Genomic DNA, 16,619 nt, shown 5'->3' on the forward strand with positions numbered 1-16,619 from the left:
GGTGTTCTGCTGCGTGGTATCAAACGTGAAGAAATCGAACGTGGTCAGGTACTGGCTAAGCCAGGCTCCATCAAGCCGCACACCCAGTTCGAATCTGAAGTGTACATCCTGAGCAAAGATGAAGGTGGTCGTCACACGCCATTCTTCAAAGGCTACCGTCCACAGTTCTACTTCCGTACTACTGACGTGACCGGTACCATCGAACTGCCAGAAGGCGTAGAGATGGTAATGCCAGGCGACAACGTGAACATGAAAGTTACTCTGATTCACCCAATCGCGATGGACGACGGTCTGCGTTTCGCAATCCGTGAAGGCGGCCGTACCGTTGGCGCAGGCGTTGTTGCTAAAGTTATCGCTTAATCGCTGATAAAGTTTGACGCGACACGCGGTAAAAGGGCATCATTTGATGCCCTTTTTCTACGCTGTGAACTAGAACCTATCTCATCAGCGATTTTGCAGTCATAATCATTGGTGAGATGGGCTCTTAAACCGTATTGACTGAAATACGTCATGGCGTAAAACACCGGGATATCGCTAATGCGCTATCCGATCGGTTTGGTTTGCCTCGCAATGCGAGGCAAAGTTGTTTGTTATGAATCATCATTGTGACAGGTTGGTTTATGAGTGCGAATACCGAGGCTCAAGGGAGCGGACGCGGCCTGGAAGCGGCAAAGTGGCTGATCGTCGCCGTTCTGTTGGTTGTGGCTATTGTCGGTAACTATTACTACCGTGATTTAAGCCTGCCATTGCGCGCGCTGGCAGTTGTGCTGATCATCGCCGTTGCAGGTGCAGTGGCTCTGATGACCACCAAAGGCAAAGCCACCGTTGCGTTTGCCCGTGAAGCGCGTACCGAAGTACGTAAAGTGATTTGGCCAACTCGTCAGGAAACGCTACACACCACGTTGATCGTTGCCGCGGTAACCGCCGTGATGTCACTGATTCTGTGGGGACTGGATGGTATTCTGGTCCGTCTGGTGTCGTTTATTACTGGCCTGAGGTTCTAAAATGTCTGAAGCTCCAAAAAAACGTTGGTACGTCGTTCAGGCGTTTTCCGGTTTTGAAGGTCGCGTAGCGCAATCGCTGCGTGAACACATCAAACTGCACGATATGGAAGAGCTGTTCGGCGAAGTGATGGTGCCTACGGAAGAAGTGGTTGAAATCCGTGGCGGCCAGCGTCGCAAGAGCGAGCGTAAGTTCTTCCCTGGCTATGTGCTGGTGCAGATGGTGATGAATGACGCCAGCTGGCACCTGGTGCGCAGCGTACCGCGCGTCATGGGGTTCATCGGCGGAACGTCTGACCGTCCAGCGCCGATCAGCGATAAAGAAGTTGATGCGATCATGAACCGCCTGCAGCAGGTCGGTGACAAGCCGCGTCCGAAAACGCTGTTCGAGCCGGGCGAGCTGGTGCGCGTCAACGACGGCCCGTTTGCCGATTTCAACGGCGTGGTCGAAGAAGTCGATTACGAGAAGAGCCGCCTGAAAGTTTCCGTTTCCATCTTCGGCCGTGCAACGCCGGTGGAACTGGACTTCAGCCAGGTTGAAAAAGGCTGATCGAATAATCAGCAGTAAGCGGCCTGTTGCCGCTTGTCAAAGGCGCGAAATTGAACTACAATTTCGCGCCTTTTGTTTTTAGATGCCTTGCCTGATGTTTGTCCGGCGAGGTTAAACACGGGGAGCCTCTCACGAGGCGATACTACCCAAACCGAGGAAATTTAAATGGCTAAGAAAGTACAAGCCTACGTTAAGCTGCAAGTTGCAGCTGGTATGGCTAACCCGAGCCCACCAGTGGGTCCAGCTCTGGGTCAGCAGGGCGTTAACATCATGGAATTCTGTAAGGCGTTCAATGCTAAGACTGACAGCATTGAAAAAGGTCTGCCGATTCCGGTTGTTATCACCGTTTATTCTGATCGCTCCTTCACTTTCGTTACCAAAACCCCGCCAGCAGCAGTTCTGCTGAAAAAAGCGGCTGGTATCAAGTCTGGTTCCGGTAAGCCGAACAAAGACAAAGTAGGTAAAGTGACCCGTGCTCAGGTACGTGAAATCGCAGAAACCAAAGCTGCGGACATGACTGGTTCTGACGTTGAAGCGATGACTCGCTCCATCGAAGGTACCGCTCGTTCCATGGGCCTGGTAGTGGAGGATTAAGAGATGGCTAAGCTGACCAAGCGCATGCGCGTGATCCGTGACAAAGTTGATGCGACTAAACAGTATGACATCACTGAAGCTGTTGCTCTGCTGAAAGAGCTGGCCACCGCTAAATTCGTAGAAAGCGTTGACGTTGCCGTTAACCTCGGCATCGACGCTCGTAAATCTGACCAAAACGTTCGTGGCGCTACCGTTCTGCCACACGGCACCGGTCGTTCCGTTCGCGTTGCCGTATTTACCCAAGGCGCTAACGCTGAAGCTGCGAAAGCTGCAGGCGCAGAGCTGGTAGGTATGGACGATCTGGCTGAGCAGATCAAGAAAGGCGAAATGAACTTCGACGTTGTTATTGCTTCCCCGGATGCAATGCGCGTTGTTGGTCAACTGGGCCAGATCCTGGGTCCACGCGGCCTGATGCCAAACCCGAAAGTGGGTACCGTTACTCCGAACGTTGCTGAAGCTGTGAAAAACGCTAAAGCAGGTCAGGTTCGCTACCGTAACGACAAAAACGGCATCATCCATACCACCATCGGTAAGGTTGATTTCGACGCAGACAAACTGAAAGAAAACCTGGAAGCCCTGCTGGTTGCGCTGAAAAAAGCAAAACCTTCTCAGGCGAAAGGTATGTACATCAAGAAAGTTAGCCTCTCCACCACCATGGGTGCTGGCGTTGCTATCGATCAGAGCGGTCTGTCTGCCGCAGCGAACTAATCGCACTTGCGATTATCGCTTTGACTTGGGGCCGAGATTTGTCTAGAATCTTATGCCCCAAGGTTTTGCTATTGGCTATGCCGTAGGCAAAACAAAGATTTTTCGGTTGGAGCCTGGCCTATCCAGGCCTCCGTCCAAGACCGCAGGTGTATCGCGAGATACTTAATCCTTCCTGCGTAGACGGTGACAGAGCCTAAGAAAATTTTTCTTTTTTATAAAAGAATGTCTTTGCTGGATTCTGCTCACCGTGTTAAGCCGCTCGGCGTGGCGTTTTACAAAGCGCCGAGTGAAGTGAGTTCCGGGGGATTTTCCCCGGCTAATCCAGGAGCAAAAAGCTAATGGCATTAAATCTTCAAGACAAACAAGCGATTGTTGCTGAAGTCAGCGAAGTAGCCAAAGGCGCGCTGTCTGCGGTTGTTGCGGATTCCCGCGGCGTTACCGTAGATAAAATGACTGAACTGCGTAAAGCAGGTCGTGAAGCTGGCGTTTACATGCGTGTTGTTCGCAACACCCTGATGCGTCGCGTAGTTGAAGGCACTCCATTCGAATGCCTGAAAGACACGTTTGTCGGTCCAACCTTGATTGCATTCTCTCACGAACACCCGGGCGCTGCTGCTCGTCTGTTCAAAGAGTTCGCGAAAGCGAATGCAAAATTCGAGGTTAAAGCTGCGGCCTTTGAAGGTGAGCTGATCCCAGCGGCGCAAATCGACCGCCTGGCGACGCTGCCAACTTACGAAGAAGCGATCGCACGCCTGATGGCAACCATGAAAGAAGCCGCTGCCGGCAAACTGGTTCGCACTCTGGCTGCAGTACGCGATCAGAAAGAAGCGGCGTAAGCCACTCTTTCTTAGCCTTTGCTAACGTATTTAAACTATTTCTGAATTTTAGGAACAATTGTTATGTCTATCACTAAAGACCAAATCCTGGAAGCAGTTGCCGCTATGTCCGTAATGGACGTTGTTGAACTGGTTTCCGCTATGGAAGAAAAATTCGGCGTTTCTGCTGCTGCTGCTGTAGCTGTAGCTGCTGGCCCAGCTGAAGCTGCTGAAGAGAAAACTGAATTCGACGTTATCCTGAAAGCTGCAGGCGCTAACAAAGTTGCTGTTATCAAAGCAGTACGTGGCGCTACCGGCCTGGGTCTGAAAGAAGCTAAAGACCTGGTTGAATCTGCTCCAGCCGCTCTGAAAGAAGGCGTGAGCAAAGATGACGCAGAAGCTCTGAAAAAATCTCTGGAAGAAGCTGGCGCAGAAGTTGAAGTTAAATAAGCCAACCTTTCCGGTTGCAGCCTAGTCTTTTAGGCTGATGGCTGGTGACTTTTTAGTCACCAGCCTTTTTGCGCTGTAGGGCGCCAGTAGCGTTTCACACTGTTTGGCTGCTGGTTTCGCCTCCCAATGTTTGTTTCTATTGACGACTTAATATACCGCGGTCTTTGCACTACCAGGAGTTCTGGGGGAAGGCGCGATGAAATGGTTTAAGCGTGATAGTAAGAGACATTGCGGAAAGTGTTCCCGCTTTCCGGTCGACAAAACGGTGTTGCATGAACTGTCCCTAATCGGACGGACAGATTGGGTCACTGATCAGCGAGCTGAGGAACCCTATGGTTTACTCCTATACCGAGAAAAAACGTATTCGTAAGGATTTTGGTAAACGTCCACAAGTGCTGGACATACCATATCTCCTTTCTATCCAGCTTGACTCGTTCCAGAAGTTTATCGAGCAAGATCCAGAAGGGCAGTACGGCCTTGAAGCCGCATTCCGTTCTGTTTTCCCTATCCAGAGCTACAGTGGCAATTCGGAGCTGCAATACGTTAGCTACCGTCTTGGTGAGCCGGTCTTCGACGTCAAAGAGTGCCAGATCCGTGGTGTGACGTTCTCTGCACCGCTGCGCGTAAAACTGCGCCTGGTTATCTATGAGCGCGAAGCGCCTGAAGGTACGGTCAAAGACATCAAGGAACAAGAAGTCTACATGGGCGAAATTCCGCTCATGACCGAAAACGGCACCTTTGTGATCAACGGTACTGAGAGGGTTATCGTATCTCAGTTGCACCGTAGTCCTGGCGTATTCTTCGACAGCGATAAGGGTAAAACCCACTCCTCGGGTAAAGTGCTGTACAACGCACGTATCATCCCTTACCGCGGTTCATGGTTGGACTTCGAGTTCGATCCGAAAGACAACCTGTTCGTGCGTATTGACCGTCGCCGCAAACTGCCTGCGACCATCATTCTGCGCGCGCTGAACTACACCACTGAACAGATCCTCGACCTGTTCTTTGACAAGATCGTCTTCGAAATCCGCGACAACAAGCTGCAGATGGAGCTGGTGCCTGAGCGCCTGCGTGGTGAGACCGCTTCGTTCGATATCGAAGCCAACGGCAAGATCTACGTAGAGAAAGGCCGTCGTATCACCGCCCGTCATATCCGTCAGCTGGAAAAAGACGACATTCAGAGCATTGAAGTACCGGTAGAGTACATCGCGGGCAAAGTGGTCGCGAAAGACTATATCGATACCAATACCGGCGAACTGATCTGCGCAGCCAACATGGAGCTGTCGCTGGATCTGTTGGCCAAGCTGAGCCAGTCCGGCCACAAGCGTATCGAAACGCTGTTCACCAACGATCTGGATCACGGCGCGTATATCTCTGAAACGCTGCGTGTCGATCCGACCAACGATCGTCTGAGCTCGCTGGTAGAGATCTACCGCATGATGCGTCCTGGTGAGCCGCCAACGCGCGAAGCTGCCGAAAGCCTGTTCGAGAACCTGTTCTTCTCCGAAGACCGCTACGATCTGTCCGCGGTCGGCCGTATGAAGTTCAATCGTTCTCTGCTGCGCGACGAGATCGAAGGTTCGGGCATCCTGAGCAAAGACGACATCATCGAAGTGATGAAGAAGCTCATCGATATCCGTAACGGCAAGGGCGAAGTGGACGATATCGACCACTTGGGCAACCGTCGTATCCGCTCCGTCGGCGAAATGGCCGAGAACCAGTTCCGCGTAGGTCTGGTGCGTGTTGAGCGTGCGGTGAAAGAGCGTCTGTCTCTGGGCGATCTGGATACCCTGATGCCTCAGGACATGATCAACGCCAAGCCGATTTCGGCGGCGGTGAAAGAGTTCTTCGGCTCCAGCCAGCTGTCCCAGTTCATGGATCAGAACAACCCGTTGTCCGAGATCACGCACAAGCGTCGTATCTCTGCACTGGGCCCGGGCGGTCTGACCCGTGAGCGCGCCGGCTTTGAAGTTCGAGACGTACACCCGACCCACTACGGCCGCGTGTGTCCAATCGAAACGCCGGAAGGTCCAAACATCGGTCTGATCAACTCCCTGTCCGTGTACGCACAGACTAACGAGTATGGCTTCCTGGAAACCCCGTACCGCCGCGTGCGTGACGGCGTGGTGACCGATGAAATCAACTACCTGTCTGCTATTGAAGAAGGCAACTTCGTTATCGCCCAGGCGAACTCCAACCTGGATGAAGAAGGCCGCTTCGTAGAAGACCTGGTCACCTGCCGCAGCAAAGGCGAATCAAGCCTGTTCAGCCGCGACCAGGTTGACTACATGGACGTATCCACCCAACAGGTTGTTTCCGTTGGTGCTTCACTGATTCCATTCCTGGAACACGATGACGCCAACCGTGCATTGATGGGTGCGAACATGCAACGTCAGGCCGTACCAACCCTGCGCGCTGACAAGCCGCTGGTCGGTACCGGTATGGAACGCGCTGTAGCGGTTGACTCCGGCGTAACCGCCGTTGCCAAACGCGGCGGTGTGATCCAGTACGTGGATGCTTCCCGTATCGTTATCAAAGTTAACGAAGACGAGATGTACCCGGGCGAAGCAGGTATCGATATTTACAACCTGACCAAGTACACCCGTTCTAACCAGAACACCTGCATCAACCAGATGCCGTGTGTGAATCTGGGTGAGCCAATCGAGCGCGGCGACGTGCTGGCGGATGGCCCATCGACAGACCTGGGCGAACTGGCACTGGGCCAGAACATGCGCGTAGCGTTCATGCCTTGGAACGGCTACAACTTCGAAGACTCCATCTTGGTCTCCGAGCGCGTGGTGCAGGAAGATCGCTTCACCACCATCCACATCCAGGAACTGGCGTGCGTGTCTCGCGACACCAAGCTGGGGCCTGAAGAGATCACCGCCGACATCCCTAACGTGGGTGAAGCTGCGCTCTCCAAGCTGGATGAATCCGGTATCGTGTATATCGGTGCTGAAGTGACCGGCGGCGACATTCTGGTCGGTAAGGTAACGCCTAAAGGCGAAACCCAGCTGACGCCGGAAGAGAAACTGCTGCGTGCGATCTTCGGTGAGAAAGCGTCTGACGTTAAAGACTCTTCTCTGCGTGTGCCGAACGGCGTTTCCGGTACGGTTATCGACGTACAGGTCTTCACCCGCGATGGCGTGGAAAAAGACAAGCGCGCGTTGGAAATCGAAGAGATGCAGCTGAAGCAGGCGAAGAAAGACCTGACTGAAGAGCTGCAGATCCTGGAAGCCGGCCTGTTCGCACGTATCCACGCGGTGCTGGTTGCGGGTGGCATCGAAGCCGACAAGCTGAGCAAACTGCCGCGCGATCGCTGGCTGGAACTGGGCCTGACCGACGAAGAGAAGCAAAACCAGCTGGAGCAGCTGGCTGAGCAGTACGACGAACTGAAATCCGACTTCGAGAAGAAGCTGGAAGCCAAGCGTCGTAAGATCACTCAGGGCGACGATCTGGCGCCGGGCGTGCTGAAAATCGTCAAGGTTTATCTGGCCGTTAAACGTCAGATCCAACCGGGTGACAAGATGGCGGGCCGCCACGGTAACAAGGGTGTTATCTCCAAGATCAACCCGATCGAAGATATGCCTTACGATGAAAACGGCACGCCGGTAGACATCGTACTGAACCCGCTGGGCGTACCATCACGTATGAACATCGGTCAGATCCTGGAAACCCACCTGGGTATGGCTGCGAAAGGCATCGGTGAGAAGATCAACCAGATGCTGAAGCAGCAGCAGGAAGTGGCCAAGCTGCGTGAGTTCATCCAGAAGGCCTACGATCTGGGCGACGACGTTTGCCAGAAAGTTGACCTGAACACCTTCAGCGACGACGAAGTGCTGCGTCTGGCAGAGAACCTGAAAAAAGGTATGCCGATCGCAACGCCGGTGTTTGACGGTGCGAAAGAGACTGAAATCAAGAAGCTGCTGGAAATGGGCGGAATCCCGACCTCCGGTCAGATCACGCTGTTCGATGGCCGTACCGGTGAGCAATTCGAGCGCCAGGTTACTGTCGGCTATATGTACATGCTGAAACTGAACCACTTGGTTGACGATAAAATGCACGCCCGTTCAACCGGTTCTTACAGCTTGGTTACTCAGCAACCTCTGGGTGGTAAAGCGCAGTTCGGTGGTCAACGCTTCGGTGAGATGGAAGTGTGGGCACTGGAAGCATACGGCGCGGCTTATACCCTGCAGGAAATGCTCACCGTTAAGTCGGATGACGTTAACGGCCGTACCAAGATGTACAAAAACATCGTGGATGGCGATCACCGGATGGAGCCAGGCATGCCGGAATCCTTCAACGTACTGTTGAAAGAAATCCGCTCGCTCGGCATCAACATCGAACTGGAAGACGAGTAATCGTCATGCCGGCTCAGGCTCCCCGCCTAAGGGAGCCTGAGGGTGGTTGTTCAGGTCACACGGGTACCTACTGCGGTTGTGGGTACCCAACAGGTTTAACTCCGACAGGAGCCAATCCGTGAAAGACTTATTGAAGTTTCTGAAAGCGCAAACTAAGACCGAAGAGTTTGATGCGATCAAGATTGCTCTGGCCTCGCCAGACATGATCCGTTCGTGGTCGTTCGGTGAAGTTAAGAAGCCGGAAACCATTAACTACCGTACGTTCAAACCTGAGCGTGACGGCCTTTTCTGCGCCCGTATCTTCGGGCCGGTAAAAGATTACGAGTGCCTGTGCGGTAAGTACAAGCGCTTGAAACACCGCGGCGTGATCTGTGAGAAGTGCGGCGTTGAAGTGACCCAGACCAAAGTGCGCCGTGAGCGCATGGGCCACATCGAGCTGGCTTCCCCGACTGCGCACATCTGGTTCCTGAAATCGCTGCCATCCCGCATCGGTTTGCTGCTGGATATGCCGCTGCGTGACATCGAACGCGTACTGTACTTCGAATCCTATGTGGTGGTCGAAGGCGGTATGACCAACCTCGAGCGTCGTCAGATCCTGACTGAAGAGCAGTATCTGGACGCGCTGGAAGAGTTCGGTGACGAATTCGACGCCAAGATGGGTGCGGAAGCCATTCAGGCCCTGTTGAAAAACATGGATCTGGAAGCCGAGTGCGAGCAACTGCGTGAAGAGCTGAACGAAACCAACTCCGAAACCAAGCGCAAGAAGCTGACTAAGCGTATCAAGCTGCTGGAAGCGTTCGTACAGTCCGGTAACAAGCCGGAGTGGATGATCCTGACCGTGCTGCCGGTACTGCCGCCGGATCTGCGCCCATTGGTTCCGCTGGATGGCGGCCGTTTCGCGACCTCGGATCTGAACGATCTGTATCGCCGCGTGATCAACCGTAACAACCGTCTGAAACGCCTGCTGGATCTGGCTGCGCCGGACATCATCGTGCGCAACGAAAAGCGTATGCTGCAAGAAGCGGTAGACGCCCTGCTGGATAACGGCCGTCGCGGTCGTGCGATCACCGGTTCCAACAAACGTCCTCTGAAATCTTTGGCCGACATGATCAAAGGTAAGCAGGGTCGTTTCCGTCAGAACCTGCTCGGTAAACGCGTCGACTACTCCGGCCGTTCCGTAATCACCGTAGGTCCATACCTGCGTCTGCATCAGTGCGGTCTGCCTAAAAAGATGGCGCTGGAGCTGTTCAAACCGTTCATCTACGGCAAGTTGGAGCTGCGTGGCCTGGCCACCACCATCAAAGCCGCCAAGAAAATGGTTGAGCGTGAAGAAGCCGTCGTTTGGGATATCCTGGACGAAGTGATCCGCGAACACCCGGTACTGCTGAACCGTGCACCAACCCTGCACCGTTTGGGTATCCAGGCGTTTGAACCGGTTCTGATCGAAGGTAAAGCGATCCAGCTGCACCCGCTGGTTTGTGCGGCCTATAACGCCGACTTCGATGGTGACCAGATGGCCGTTCACGTACCGCTGACGCTGGAAGCCCAGCTGGAAGCGCGTGCGTTGATGATGTCTACCAACAACATCCTGTCCCCAGCGAACGGCGAGCCAATCATCGTTCCTTCTCAGGACGTTGTACTGGGTCTGTACTACATGACCCGCGACTGTGTTAACGCCAAGGGCGAAGGCATGGTGCTGAACGGTTCCAAAGAAGCTGAGCGCGTTTACCGCGCCGGCCTGGCGTCTCTGCATGCGCGCGTTAAAGTGCGTATCACCGAAGACGTCAAGAACGCCGAAGGCGAATGGACTTCTCAGACCAGCATCATCGACACCACCATCGGCCGCGCCATCCTGTGGATGATCGTACCGAAAGGTCTGCCGTACGCGATCGTTAACCAGCCTTTGGGCAAGAAAGCGATCTCCAAGATGCTGAACACCTGTTACCGCATCCTGGGCCTGAAGCCGACCGTAATCTTTGCTGACCAGATCATGTACACCGGTTTTGCTTACGCAGCCCGTTCCGGCGCTTCCGTAGGTATCGACGACATGGTTATCCCGGCCAAGAAAGCGGAGATCATCGAAGAAGCGGAAACCGAAGTTGCCGAGATCCAGGAGCAGTTCCAGTCTGGTCTGGTTACCGCCGGCGAACGCTACAACAAAGTGATCGATATCTGGGCTGCAGCGAACGAACGCGTTGCGAAAGCGATGATGGAAAACCTGTCGGTAGAAGACGTGGTTAACCGTGACGGCGAAGTGGAACAGCAAGTTTCCTTCAACAGCATCTTTATGATGGCCGACTCCGGTGCGCGTGGTTCCGCCGCTCAGATTCGTCAGCTGGCCGGTATGCGTGGCCTGATGGCGAAGCCGGACGGCTCCATCATCGAAACGCCAATCACCGCGAACTTCCGTGAAGGTCTGAACGTACTCCAGTACTTCATCTCCACCCACGGTGCTCGTAAAGGTCTGGCGGATACCGCACTGAAAACCGCGAACTCCGGTTATCTGACCCGTCGTCTGGTTGACGTGGCGCAGGACCTGGTGGTGACCGAAGACGACTGTGGCACCCACGACGGCATCCTGATGACCCCGGTTATCGAAGGTGGCGACGTGAAAGAGCCGCTGCGTGAACGCGTTCTGGGCCGTGTGACGGCAGAAGACGTCCTCAAGCCGGGTACGGCGGACATTCTGGTGCCACGCAACACCCTGCTGAACGAGAAGGCGTGTGACCTGTTGGAAGAGAACTCTGTCGACAGCGTTAAAGTCCGTTCCGTGGTGAGCTGTGAAACCGACTTCGGTGTGTGTGCTAACTGCTATGGTCGCGACCTGGCACGTGGCCACATCATCAACAAAGGCGAAGCCATCGGCGTTATCGCGGCACAGTCCATCGGTGAGCCGGGTACACAGCTGACGATGCGTACGTTCCACATCGGTGGTGCGGCATCTCGTGCGGCTGCTGAATCCAGCATTCAGGTGAAAAACAAGGGTAGCATCAAGCTGAGCAACGCGAAGTTCGTTATGAACGCCGCAGGCAAGCTGGTGATCACCTCGCGTAACACCGAACTGAAACTGATCGACGAATTCGGCCGTACCAAAGAAAGCTACAAGGTGCCTTACGGCGCCGTGATGGGCAAAGGCGACGGTGAAGAAGTTAACGGCGGCGAAACCGTCGCTAACTGGGATCCGCACACCATGCCGGTCATCAGTGAAGTCAGCGGCTTCATTCGCTTCGCGGACATGGTCGACGGCCAGACGATTACTCGTCAGACCGACGAACTGACCGGTTTGTCTTCTCTGGTTGTTCTGGACAGCGCAGAGCGTACCGGTAGCGGTAAAGACCTGCGTCCGGCACTGAAAATCGTTGACGCTCAGGGCGAAGACGTATTGATCCCAGGTACTGATATGCCTGCTCAATACTTCCTGCCGGGCAAAGCGATCGTTCAGCTGGAAGACGGCATTCAGATCGGTGCGGGTGATACCCTGGCGCGTATTCCTCAGGAATCCGGCGGTACCAAGGATATTACCGGTGGTCTGCCGCGCGTTGCCGACCTGTTCGAAGCGCGTCGTCCGAAAGAGCCGGCAATCCTGGCTGAAATCAGCGGGATTATCTCGTTCGGTAAAGAGACCAAAGGCAAACGTCGCCTGGTGATCTCTCCGCTGGACGGCAGCGACGCTTACGAAGAGATGATTCCGAAATGGCGTCAGCTCAACGTGTTCGAAGGCGAAGTGGTGGAACGTGGCGACGTCGTTTCCGACGGCCCAGAGTCTCCGCACGACATTCTGCGTCTGCGTGGCGTGCATGCGGTTACCCGCTACATCACCAACGAAGTGCAGGAAGTTTACCGTCTGCAAGGCGTTAAGATTAACGATAAGCACATCGAAGTTATCGTTCGTCAGATGCTGCGTAAAGGCACCATCGTTAGCGCTGGTGGCTCCGAGTTCCTGGAAGGCGAGCAGGCTGAAGTGTCTCGCGTCAAGATTGCCAACCGTCAGCTGGAAGCTGAAGGTAAGATCCCGGCAACCTTCTCGCGCGATCTGCTGGGTATCACCAAGGCATCCTTGGCGACCGAGTCCTTCATCTCCGCCGCATCGTTCCAGGAAACGACGCGCGTTCTGACCGAAGCTGCCGTAGCCGGCAAGCGTGATGAACTGCGTGGCCTGAAAGAGAACGTCATCGTGGGCCGTCTGATCCCAGCCGGTACCGGTTACGCTTATCATCAGGATCGCATGCGTCGCCGTGCTCAGGGTGAAGCGCCGGTTGTTCCGCAAGTCAGCGCGGAAGAAGCGACGGCTAACCTGGCCGAGCTGCTCAACGCAGGCCTGGGCGGCAGCGACGACGAGTAATCGTCATCCGCGCCGCGAGCCCGGCACGCCGGGCCCATTGCCAGATAAACCGCTCCCTCGGGGGCGGTTTTTTTTCGCCTCATGCCGGGGCAGAGCAAACTTTGCTACTATGGTTACAGCAGAAATTGACCGGCGCTTTTACCAGACAACCAAGGACAGTGCGAACATGGACAGCCTCATTACCTTCGAAAAATTGACGGCGCAACACCTGCCTTACTTGTATGAGATCCGCTTTTCCGTTGAAGAAAACCTGCTGCATCCGCATCAAATCCAGTATCTGCAGCGCAGGCAGGCGCTGGAGGACATCAACCAGGGCGGCGGCTGGATCTGCAAGCATGGCGACGACTATGCCGGCGTTGGCTTCGGGTTATTCATCCCTGAACCGCTGATCGGCGGCCTGTTCGTGAAGCCGGAATATCAGTCGAAGGGGATCGGCTCCGCCTTGTTGGCGCGAGTCACCGCCTGGATGTTTGAGCGCGGCGCCGAAGCGATCCACTTAACCACCGATCCGGGCTCCAAAGCCGAAGGCTTTTATCAACATCACGGCTGGGCCGTGGTCGGGCAGGATGAGTTCGGCCAGGCCGAACTGGTGAAACGCAAAGAGGGTGAATAATGACAATCAAAGGATTGATGACCTTACTGCTGCTTTCGCTGTTCAGCGCACCGCTGTATGCGGCCGTTGACTATTTTTACCTGAAACCGCTCGATGGTGAGAAGATCAAGATAACCAGGCAGATGCTGGAGGCGATGCCGCATCACACGATTAAAACCTCGACCAATTTCACCCCGGAAGATACGTTCACCGGCGTTGAGCTTGCAGAGTTAGTGAAAGCCTACCACCTGAAAGGCCAGTCGGTGCGCGCTTTCGCCTGGGATGATTACTCCTATTCGATGCCGATTGACGAGATGATTAAATACCGTGTGATCGTCGCCTACCAGCGCGGCGGCAAGCCGATCGACGTTGGTGAGCTGGGGCCGTTCGCCATTATTTATCCGCGCGATGGTTATGCCGAGCTGAATAACCTGGATGTGAATGCGAAAACCGTCTGGCAAGTGAAACGGTTGGAGCTGAAATAAGATGAGCAAAAAACTGATCGGTACTCTTATCGCGTTGGTTGCCATCTTCTCCTTATTGATTTTGTTGATTGCCATTAACTTCGGCGGCGTAAAAGAGCGCTATAAGCAGATCGAGCCCAATCTGGACAACTACTCGGTGGCCGAGATCCTGTTTCTGGCGTTTGAAAGGACCAAAATCGCGCTGTTGCTCAGTGAAAACAACGACTACGACGCCTTCCAGATCAAAAAGAAAATCTTCTACTCGAAGATTCAGATCCTGGAGAGCCGTTCGACCTTCAGCGACTCTTTTTATTACGACGACGAGTTCATCAAAAATGTTGCGCTGCTGAAGCAGCAGTATCGCACGTTGGACGATCTTTCTGCCGGCTTGCTGGTGGGGCTGAAAAACAAGGCGGACATTCTCTCTTATATGGATGATATCGAGGGTACGCTGGTCGATATCCAGGAAATTATTTATCGGATACAGATTAAAAACTTTACCGAAGTGAAAGGCATCATCCAGGACAACTCGAGTAAAGCCGAGATGTTCGCCCTCTTTTCGCTGATTTTAGTGTTCCTGATGATGTTCCTGGTGCTGAGAAACGCCTTCTCGTTGAAAGAGATCATCAAGAACAAGAACATCTTTATCTCTTCCATCTACCACGAGATCGCCGGCTCGACCCAGGCCATCGTCATTGCCGCGGATATCATGGAACATGAGCTGGCGCAGGAAGAGTTGAAAAAAGAAGCCCGCCTGATCTCCTATCACGGTAACAAGATCGCCGAACAAACGCGCGAGGTGATGGATTATTCTCGGCTTGAGATGGGAGAAGTTAAAATCAATATTTCCACCTTCCGGCTGAATGAGGTGGTGGCCGATGCCGTAACCGGCATCGGCGCCGGGCGAGGCAATCGCCTCGTGATCCACCGTTCGTCTTATGCCGGCCTGATTGGTTCTGATAAATACAAGCTCTACCGAATATTGGCCAACCTGCTCAGCAACGCGGATAAGTTTACCCACCACGGCGCGATCGCCCTCAATGTGAAGGTGTGTCACGGCAATCTGTATTTACGGGTAAAAGACACCGGCATCGGGTTTAACGTCGATAATCTGGATCGGTTATATAAGGCGTTCAATCAGGGGGTAGAAAGGGAGACGCGGCAGGGATTAGGGCTGGGGCTGACCATTATCAAAAATTACGTCACGACGATGAAAGGCACCATCAAGGTCAAATCCGTCGAAGGGGGTGGCTCATCGTTTTTGATCCGCATTCCGGTCAAACTAATTAAAGAATAGGTTCGACAGCAATAGCGAAGAGATAATCAGCGGCTTGGTCGGTTTTTCCACCAGGTGCACGTCATAGTGCAGGATCATGTCGCCGATGTTTTTCTCGTAGTGATTCAGCTGGCCGGTCAGAATGATGATGCGGGCGTGCGGATCGAGGGCGTCTTTAATTTTCTTCACCACGCGTTCGGAAGTCTCGCCGAAGTCCAACAGCCAGTCCAAAATAAACGCCTCAAAGGACTGCTGCTCCAGCGCGGCCAGCATGGCGTCCGCCGTCTGAAAGGTCTCAGCCTCGATGCCGTAGCGGCTGGCGATCTTCTTCAACAGTTCGAGAATATCGCCGTCATTATCCAGGATCGCGATGCGCGGGGCCGGCAGAAAGTCTATCTTGTTGACTTTATACAGCGGGGCATCGGCTGCATATTCCCGATTGGTGTTGATGATGAAAAGATCGTCCTTTTTGTAGGCGTAAGTTTCGTCGTTGTCCGCTTGCGTGACCGGGCGCTCGTCGACCTCAATGTTGCAGCGCTTGTGAATGCTGTTCATGATAAACACGCCGTTATGTGTCCGTTGGCCGGCAAACGGCTCGTTGAAATACTGGAAAACCTTTTTGACTTCATCGAGGGTGATGCCCCTTTTGCCATCCAGCTTCTGTTTGGCGCTGTTGTACTGAAGGTTCAGTATGTTGGCCATCGTGGAGGCATGTTTTCTGTCGCCAACTCCTTTCAGAGTGAGCAACGCGCTGATTGCATCGATGTAATTTGGCGTTTTCTTCATGACAACCTTGGCTTTTTTGATGTTGACCGCGAGCATTGAAAAACCTGCGTGAGGACCCGTGCTGGATTATAGATGAAGCCTCGGTTATTGCGGTGATATCAGTTTGATTTTCCTTGGCAAACTCAAAACATACTCGATGTGAAATAAAAAAAACACTCAAAAGACATTCACATTTAGCCGTTTATGTGGTTAATTAGCGCACATACTGTGTGATTCGCGTCCTGGGGGGGTGCCAGTCTCACAAAATAAACCGCCTGCTCTTGTCCGTAAGCAGGGAGCAGGCGGCAAAAAGATCCGCGGCCGACACCAGGGCCATTGGCAGCACCGGGGATGGCTACTCGAACCTCTCTTCGTCGCTGTACCTTCTTTTTTCCTCTTTCCCCACTTTTCTGCCGCAACAGCGTCCTATGAGTTTCACCGCTGAGTGAGTGCCGAGCACCGTTATGCCACAGCCCTTTAGCCGACAAGGCACCTGCCCGTACACCCTTACAGGCCGCGATACGCCATATGCGCGTTGCTGCGGAGAGGGCCCGGAGTCGCGCAAGAGAATCTCCGGCGCGATCCGGGATGGGATAAGGCGGGGCCATCGAGAGGGAGACGGCCCCGGCCGCCGCCGGGTTTGGCGGCCGGCAACGTCACTATAATCGGCGCGTTTGTCGGCGCCAGCGCCACCGTTCGGC

12 protein-coding genes and 1 pseudogene are annotated in these 16,619 nt (G+C 54.1%); 12 read left to right on the forward strand and 1 reads right to left on the reverse strand.

Annotated elements, in window-relative coordinates; genetic code table 11:
• The 12 genes and pseudogenes from WFM45_RS24325 to WFM45_RS24380 all read left to right on the forward strand — a co-directional run.
• Nucleotides 1–360: pseudogene (locus tag WFM45_RS24325) on the forward strand (EF-Tu/IF-2/RF-3 family GTPase); the annotation flags it as partial.
• A gap of 260 nt (nt 361–620) precedes the next feature.
• Complete coding sequence (secE, locus tag WFM45_RS24330; RefSeq protein ID WP_004929916.1) at nt 621–1,004, forward strand: preprotein translocase subunit SecE; 384 nt, start codon at nt 621–623, stop codon at nt 1,002–1,004.
• Between the two features lies 1 nt (nt 1,005).
• Nucleotides 1,006–1,551, forward strand: coding sequence for a transcription termination/antitermination protein NusG (nusG, locus tag WFM45_RS24335; protein ID WP_004929914.1), 546 nt, complete (start codon nt 1,006–1,008; stop codon nt 1,549–1,551).
• Between the two features lie 165 nt (nt 1,552–1,716).
• Complete coding sequence (rplK, locus tag WFM45_RS24340; protein WP_004929911.1) at nt 1,717–2,145, forward strand: 50S ribosomal protein L11; 429 nt, start codon at nt 1,717–1,719, stop codon at nt 2,143–2,145.
• A gap of 3 nt (nt 2,146–2,148) precedes the next feature.
• Entirely contained in the window at nt 2,149–2,853 is a 705-nt protein-coding gene (rplA, locus tag WFM45_RS24345) for a 50S ribosomal protein L1 (RefSeq protein ID WP_004929908.1), read from the forward strand.
• A 338-nt stretch (nt 2,854–3,191) separates the two neighbouring features.
• On the forward strand, nt 3,192–3,689 hold the full coding sequence (gene rplJ, locus WFM45_RS24350) for a 50S ribosomal protein L10 (protein WP_004929905.1): 498 nt from the start codon (nt 3,192–3,194) through the stop codon (nt 3,687–3,689).
• Between the two features lie 63 nt (nt 3,690–3,752).
• Entirely contained in the window at nt 3,753–4,118 is a 366-nt protein-coding gene (rplL, locus tag WFM45_RS24355; RefSeq protein WP_004929903.1) for a 50S ribosomal protein L7/L12, read from the forward strand.
• A 332-nt stretch (nt 4,119–4,450) separates the two neighbouring features.
• Complete coding sequence (rpoB, locus tag WFM45_RS24360) at nt 4,451–8,479, forward strand: DNA-directed RNA polymerase subunit beta (RefSeq protein WP_004929900.1); 4,029 nt, start codon at nt 4,451–4,453, stop codon at nt 8,477–8,479.
• A gap of 118 nt (nt 8,480–8,597) precedes the next feature.
• Complete coding sequence (rpoC, locus tag WFM45_RS24365) at nt 8,598–12,821, forward strand: DNA-directed RNA polymerase subunit beta' (protein ID WP_021505232.1); 4,224 nt, start codon at nt 8,598–8,600, stop codon at nt 12,819–12,821.
• A gap of 166 nt (nt 12,822–12,987) precedes the next feature.
• Complete coding sequence (locus tag WFM45_RS24370) at nt 12,988–13,434, forward strand: GNAT family N-acetyltransferase (RefSeq protein ID WP_016929429.1); 447 nt, start codon at nt 12,988–12,990, stop codon at nt 13,432–13,434.
• A complete protein-coding gene (locus WFM45_RS24375) occupies nt 13,434–13,898 on the forward strand; it encodes an oxidoreductase (protein ID WP_076740205.1) in 465 nt (154 codons plus the stop codon). Before WFM45_RS24370 ends, WFM45_RS24375 begins: the two co-directional genes overlap by 1 nt.
• Nucleotide 13,899: 1 nt before the next feature.
• A complete protein-coding gene (locus WFM45_RS24380) occupies nt 13,900–15,174 on the forward strand; it encodes a sensor histidine kinase (RefSeq protein ID WP_015376319.1) in 1,275 nt (424 codons plus the stop codon).
• Here the strand turns inward: WFM45_RS24380 and WFM45_RS24385 are convergent.
• The gene (locus tag WFM45_RS24385; protein ID WP_336957581.1) at nt 15,160–15,975 is read right to left on the reverse strand and encodes a helix-turn-helix domain-containing protein; all 816 of its coding nucleotides are present in this window, start codon (nt 15,973–15,975) and stop codon (nt 15,160–15,162) included. The two genes, WFM45_RS24380 and WFM45_RS24385, sit on opposite strands and share 15 nt — an antisense overlap.
• Nucleotides 15,976–16,619 lie beyond the last annotated feature (644 nt).

This window comes from Serratia sp. KG1D, from assembly GCF_037150675.1.
GTDB classification, from domain to species: domain Bacteria; phylum Pseudomonadota; class Gammaproteobacteria; order Enterobacterales; family Enterobacteriaceae; genus Serratia; species Serratia nematodiphila.

Coding starts and splice junctions, on each gene's coding strand:
- WFM45_RS24375 (WP_076740205.1), top strand. CDS start 13,434: ATGACAATCAAAGGATTGATGACCTTACTGCTGCTTTCGCTGTTCAGC.
- secE (WP_004929916.1), top strand. CDS start 621: ATGAGTGCGAATACCGAGGCTCAAGGGAGCGGACGCGGCCTGGAAGCG.
- rplJ (WP_004929905.1), top strand. CDS start 3,192: ATGGCATTAAATCTTCAAGACAAACAAGCGATTGTTGCTGAAGTCAGC.
- rplA (WP_004929908.1), top strand. CDS start 2,149: ATGGCTAAGCTGACCAAGCGCATGCGCGTGATCCGTGACAAAGTTGAT.
- rplK (WP_004929911.1), top strand. CDS start 1,717: ATGGCTAAGAAAGTACAAGCCTACGTTAAGCTGCAAGTTGCAGCTGGT.
- WFM45_RS24385 (WP_336957581.1), bottom strand. CDS start 15,975: ATGCTCGCGGTCAACATCAAAAAAGCCAAGGTTGTCATGAAGAAAACG.
- WFM45_RS24380 (WP_015376319.1), top strand. CDS start 13,900: ATGAGCAAAAAACTGATCGGTACTCTTATCGCGTTGGTTGCCATCTTC.
- WFM45_RS24370 (WP_016929429.1), top strand. CDS start 12,988: ATGGACAGCCTCATTACCTTCGAAAAATTGACGGCGCAACACCTGCCT.
- rpoB (WP_004929900.1), top strand. CDS start 4,451: ATGGTTTACTCCTATACCGAGAAAAAACGTATTCGTAAGGATTTTGGT.
- nusG (WP_004929914.1), top strand. CDS start 1,006: ATGTCTGAAGCTCCAAAAAAACGTTGGTACGTCGTTCAGGCGTTTTCC.
- rplL (WP_004929903.1), top strand. CDS start 3,753: ATGTCTATCACTAAAGACCAAATCCTGGAAGCAGTTGCCGCTATGTCC.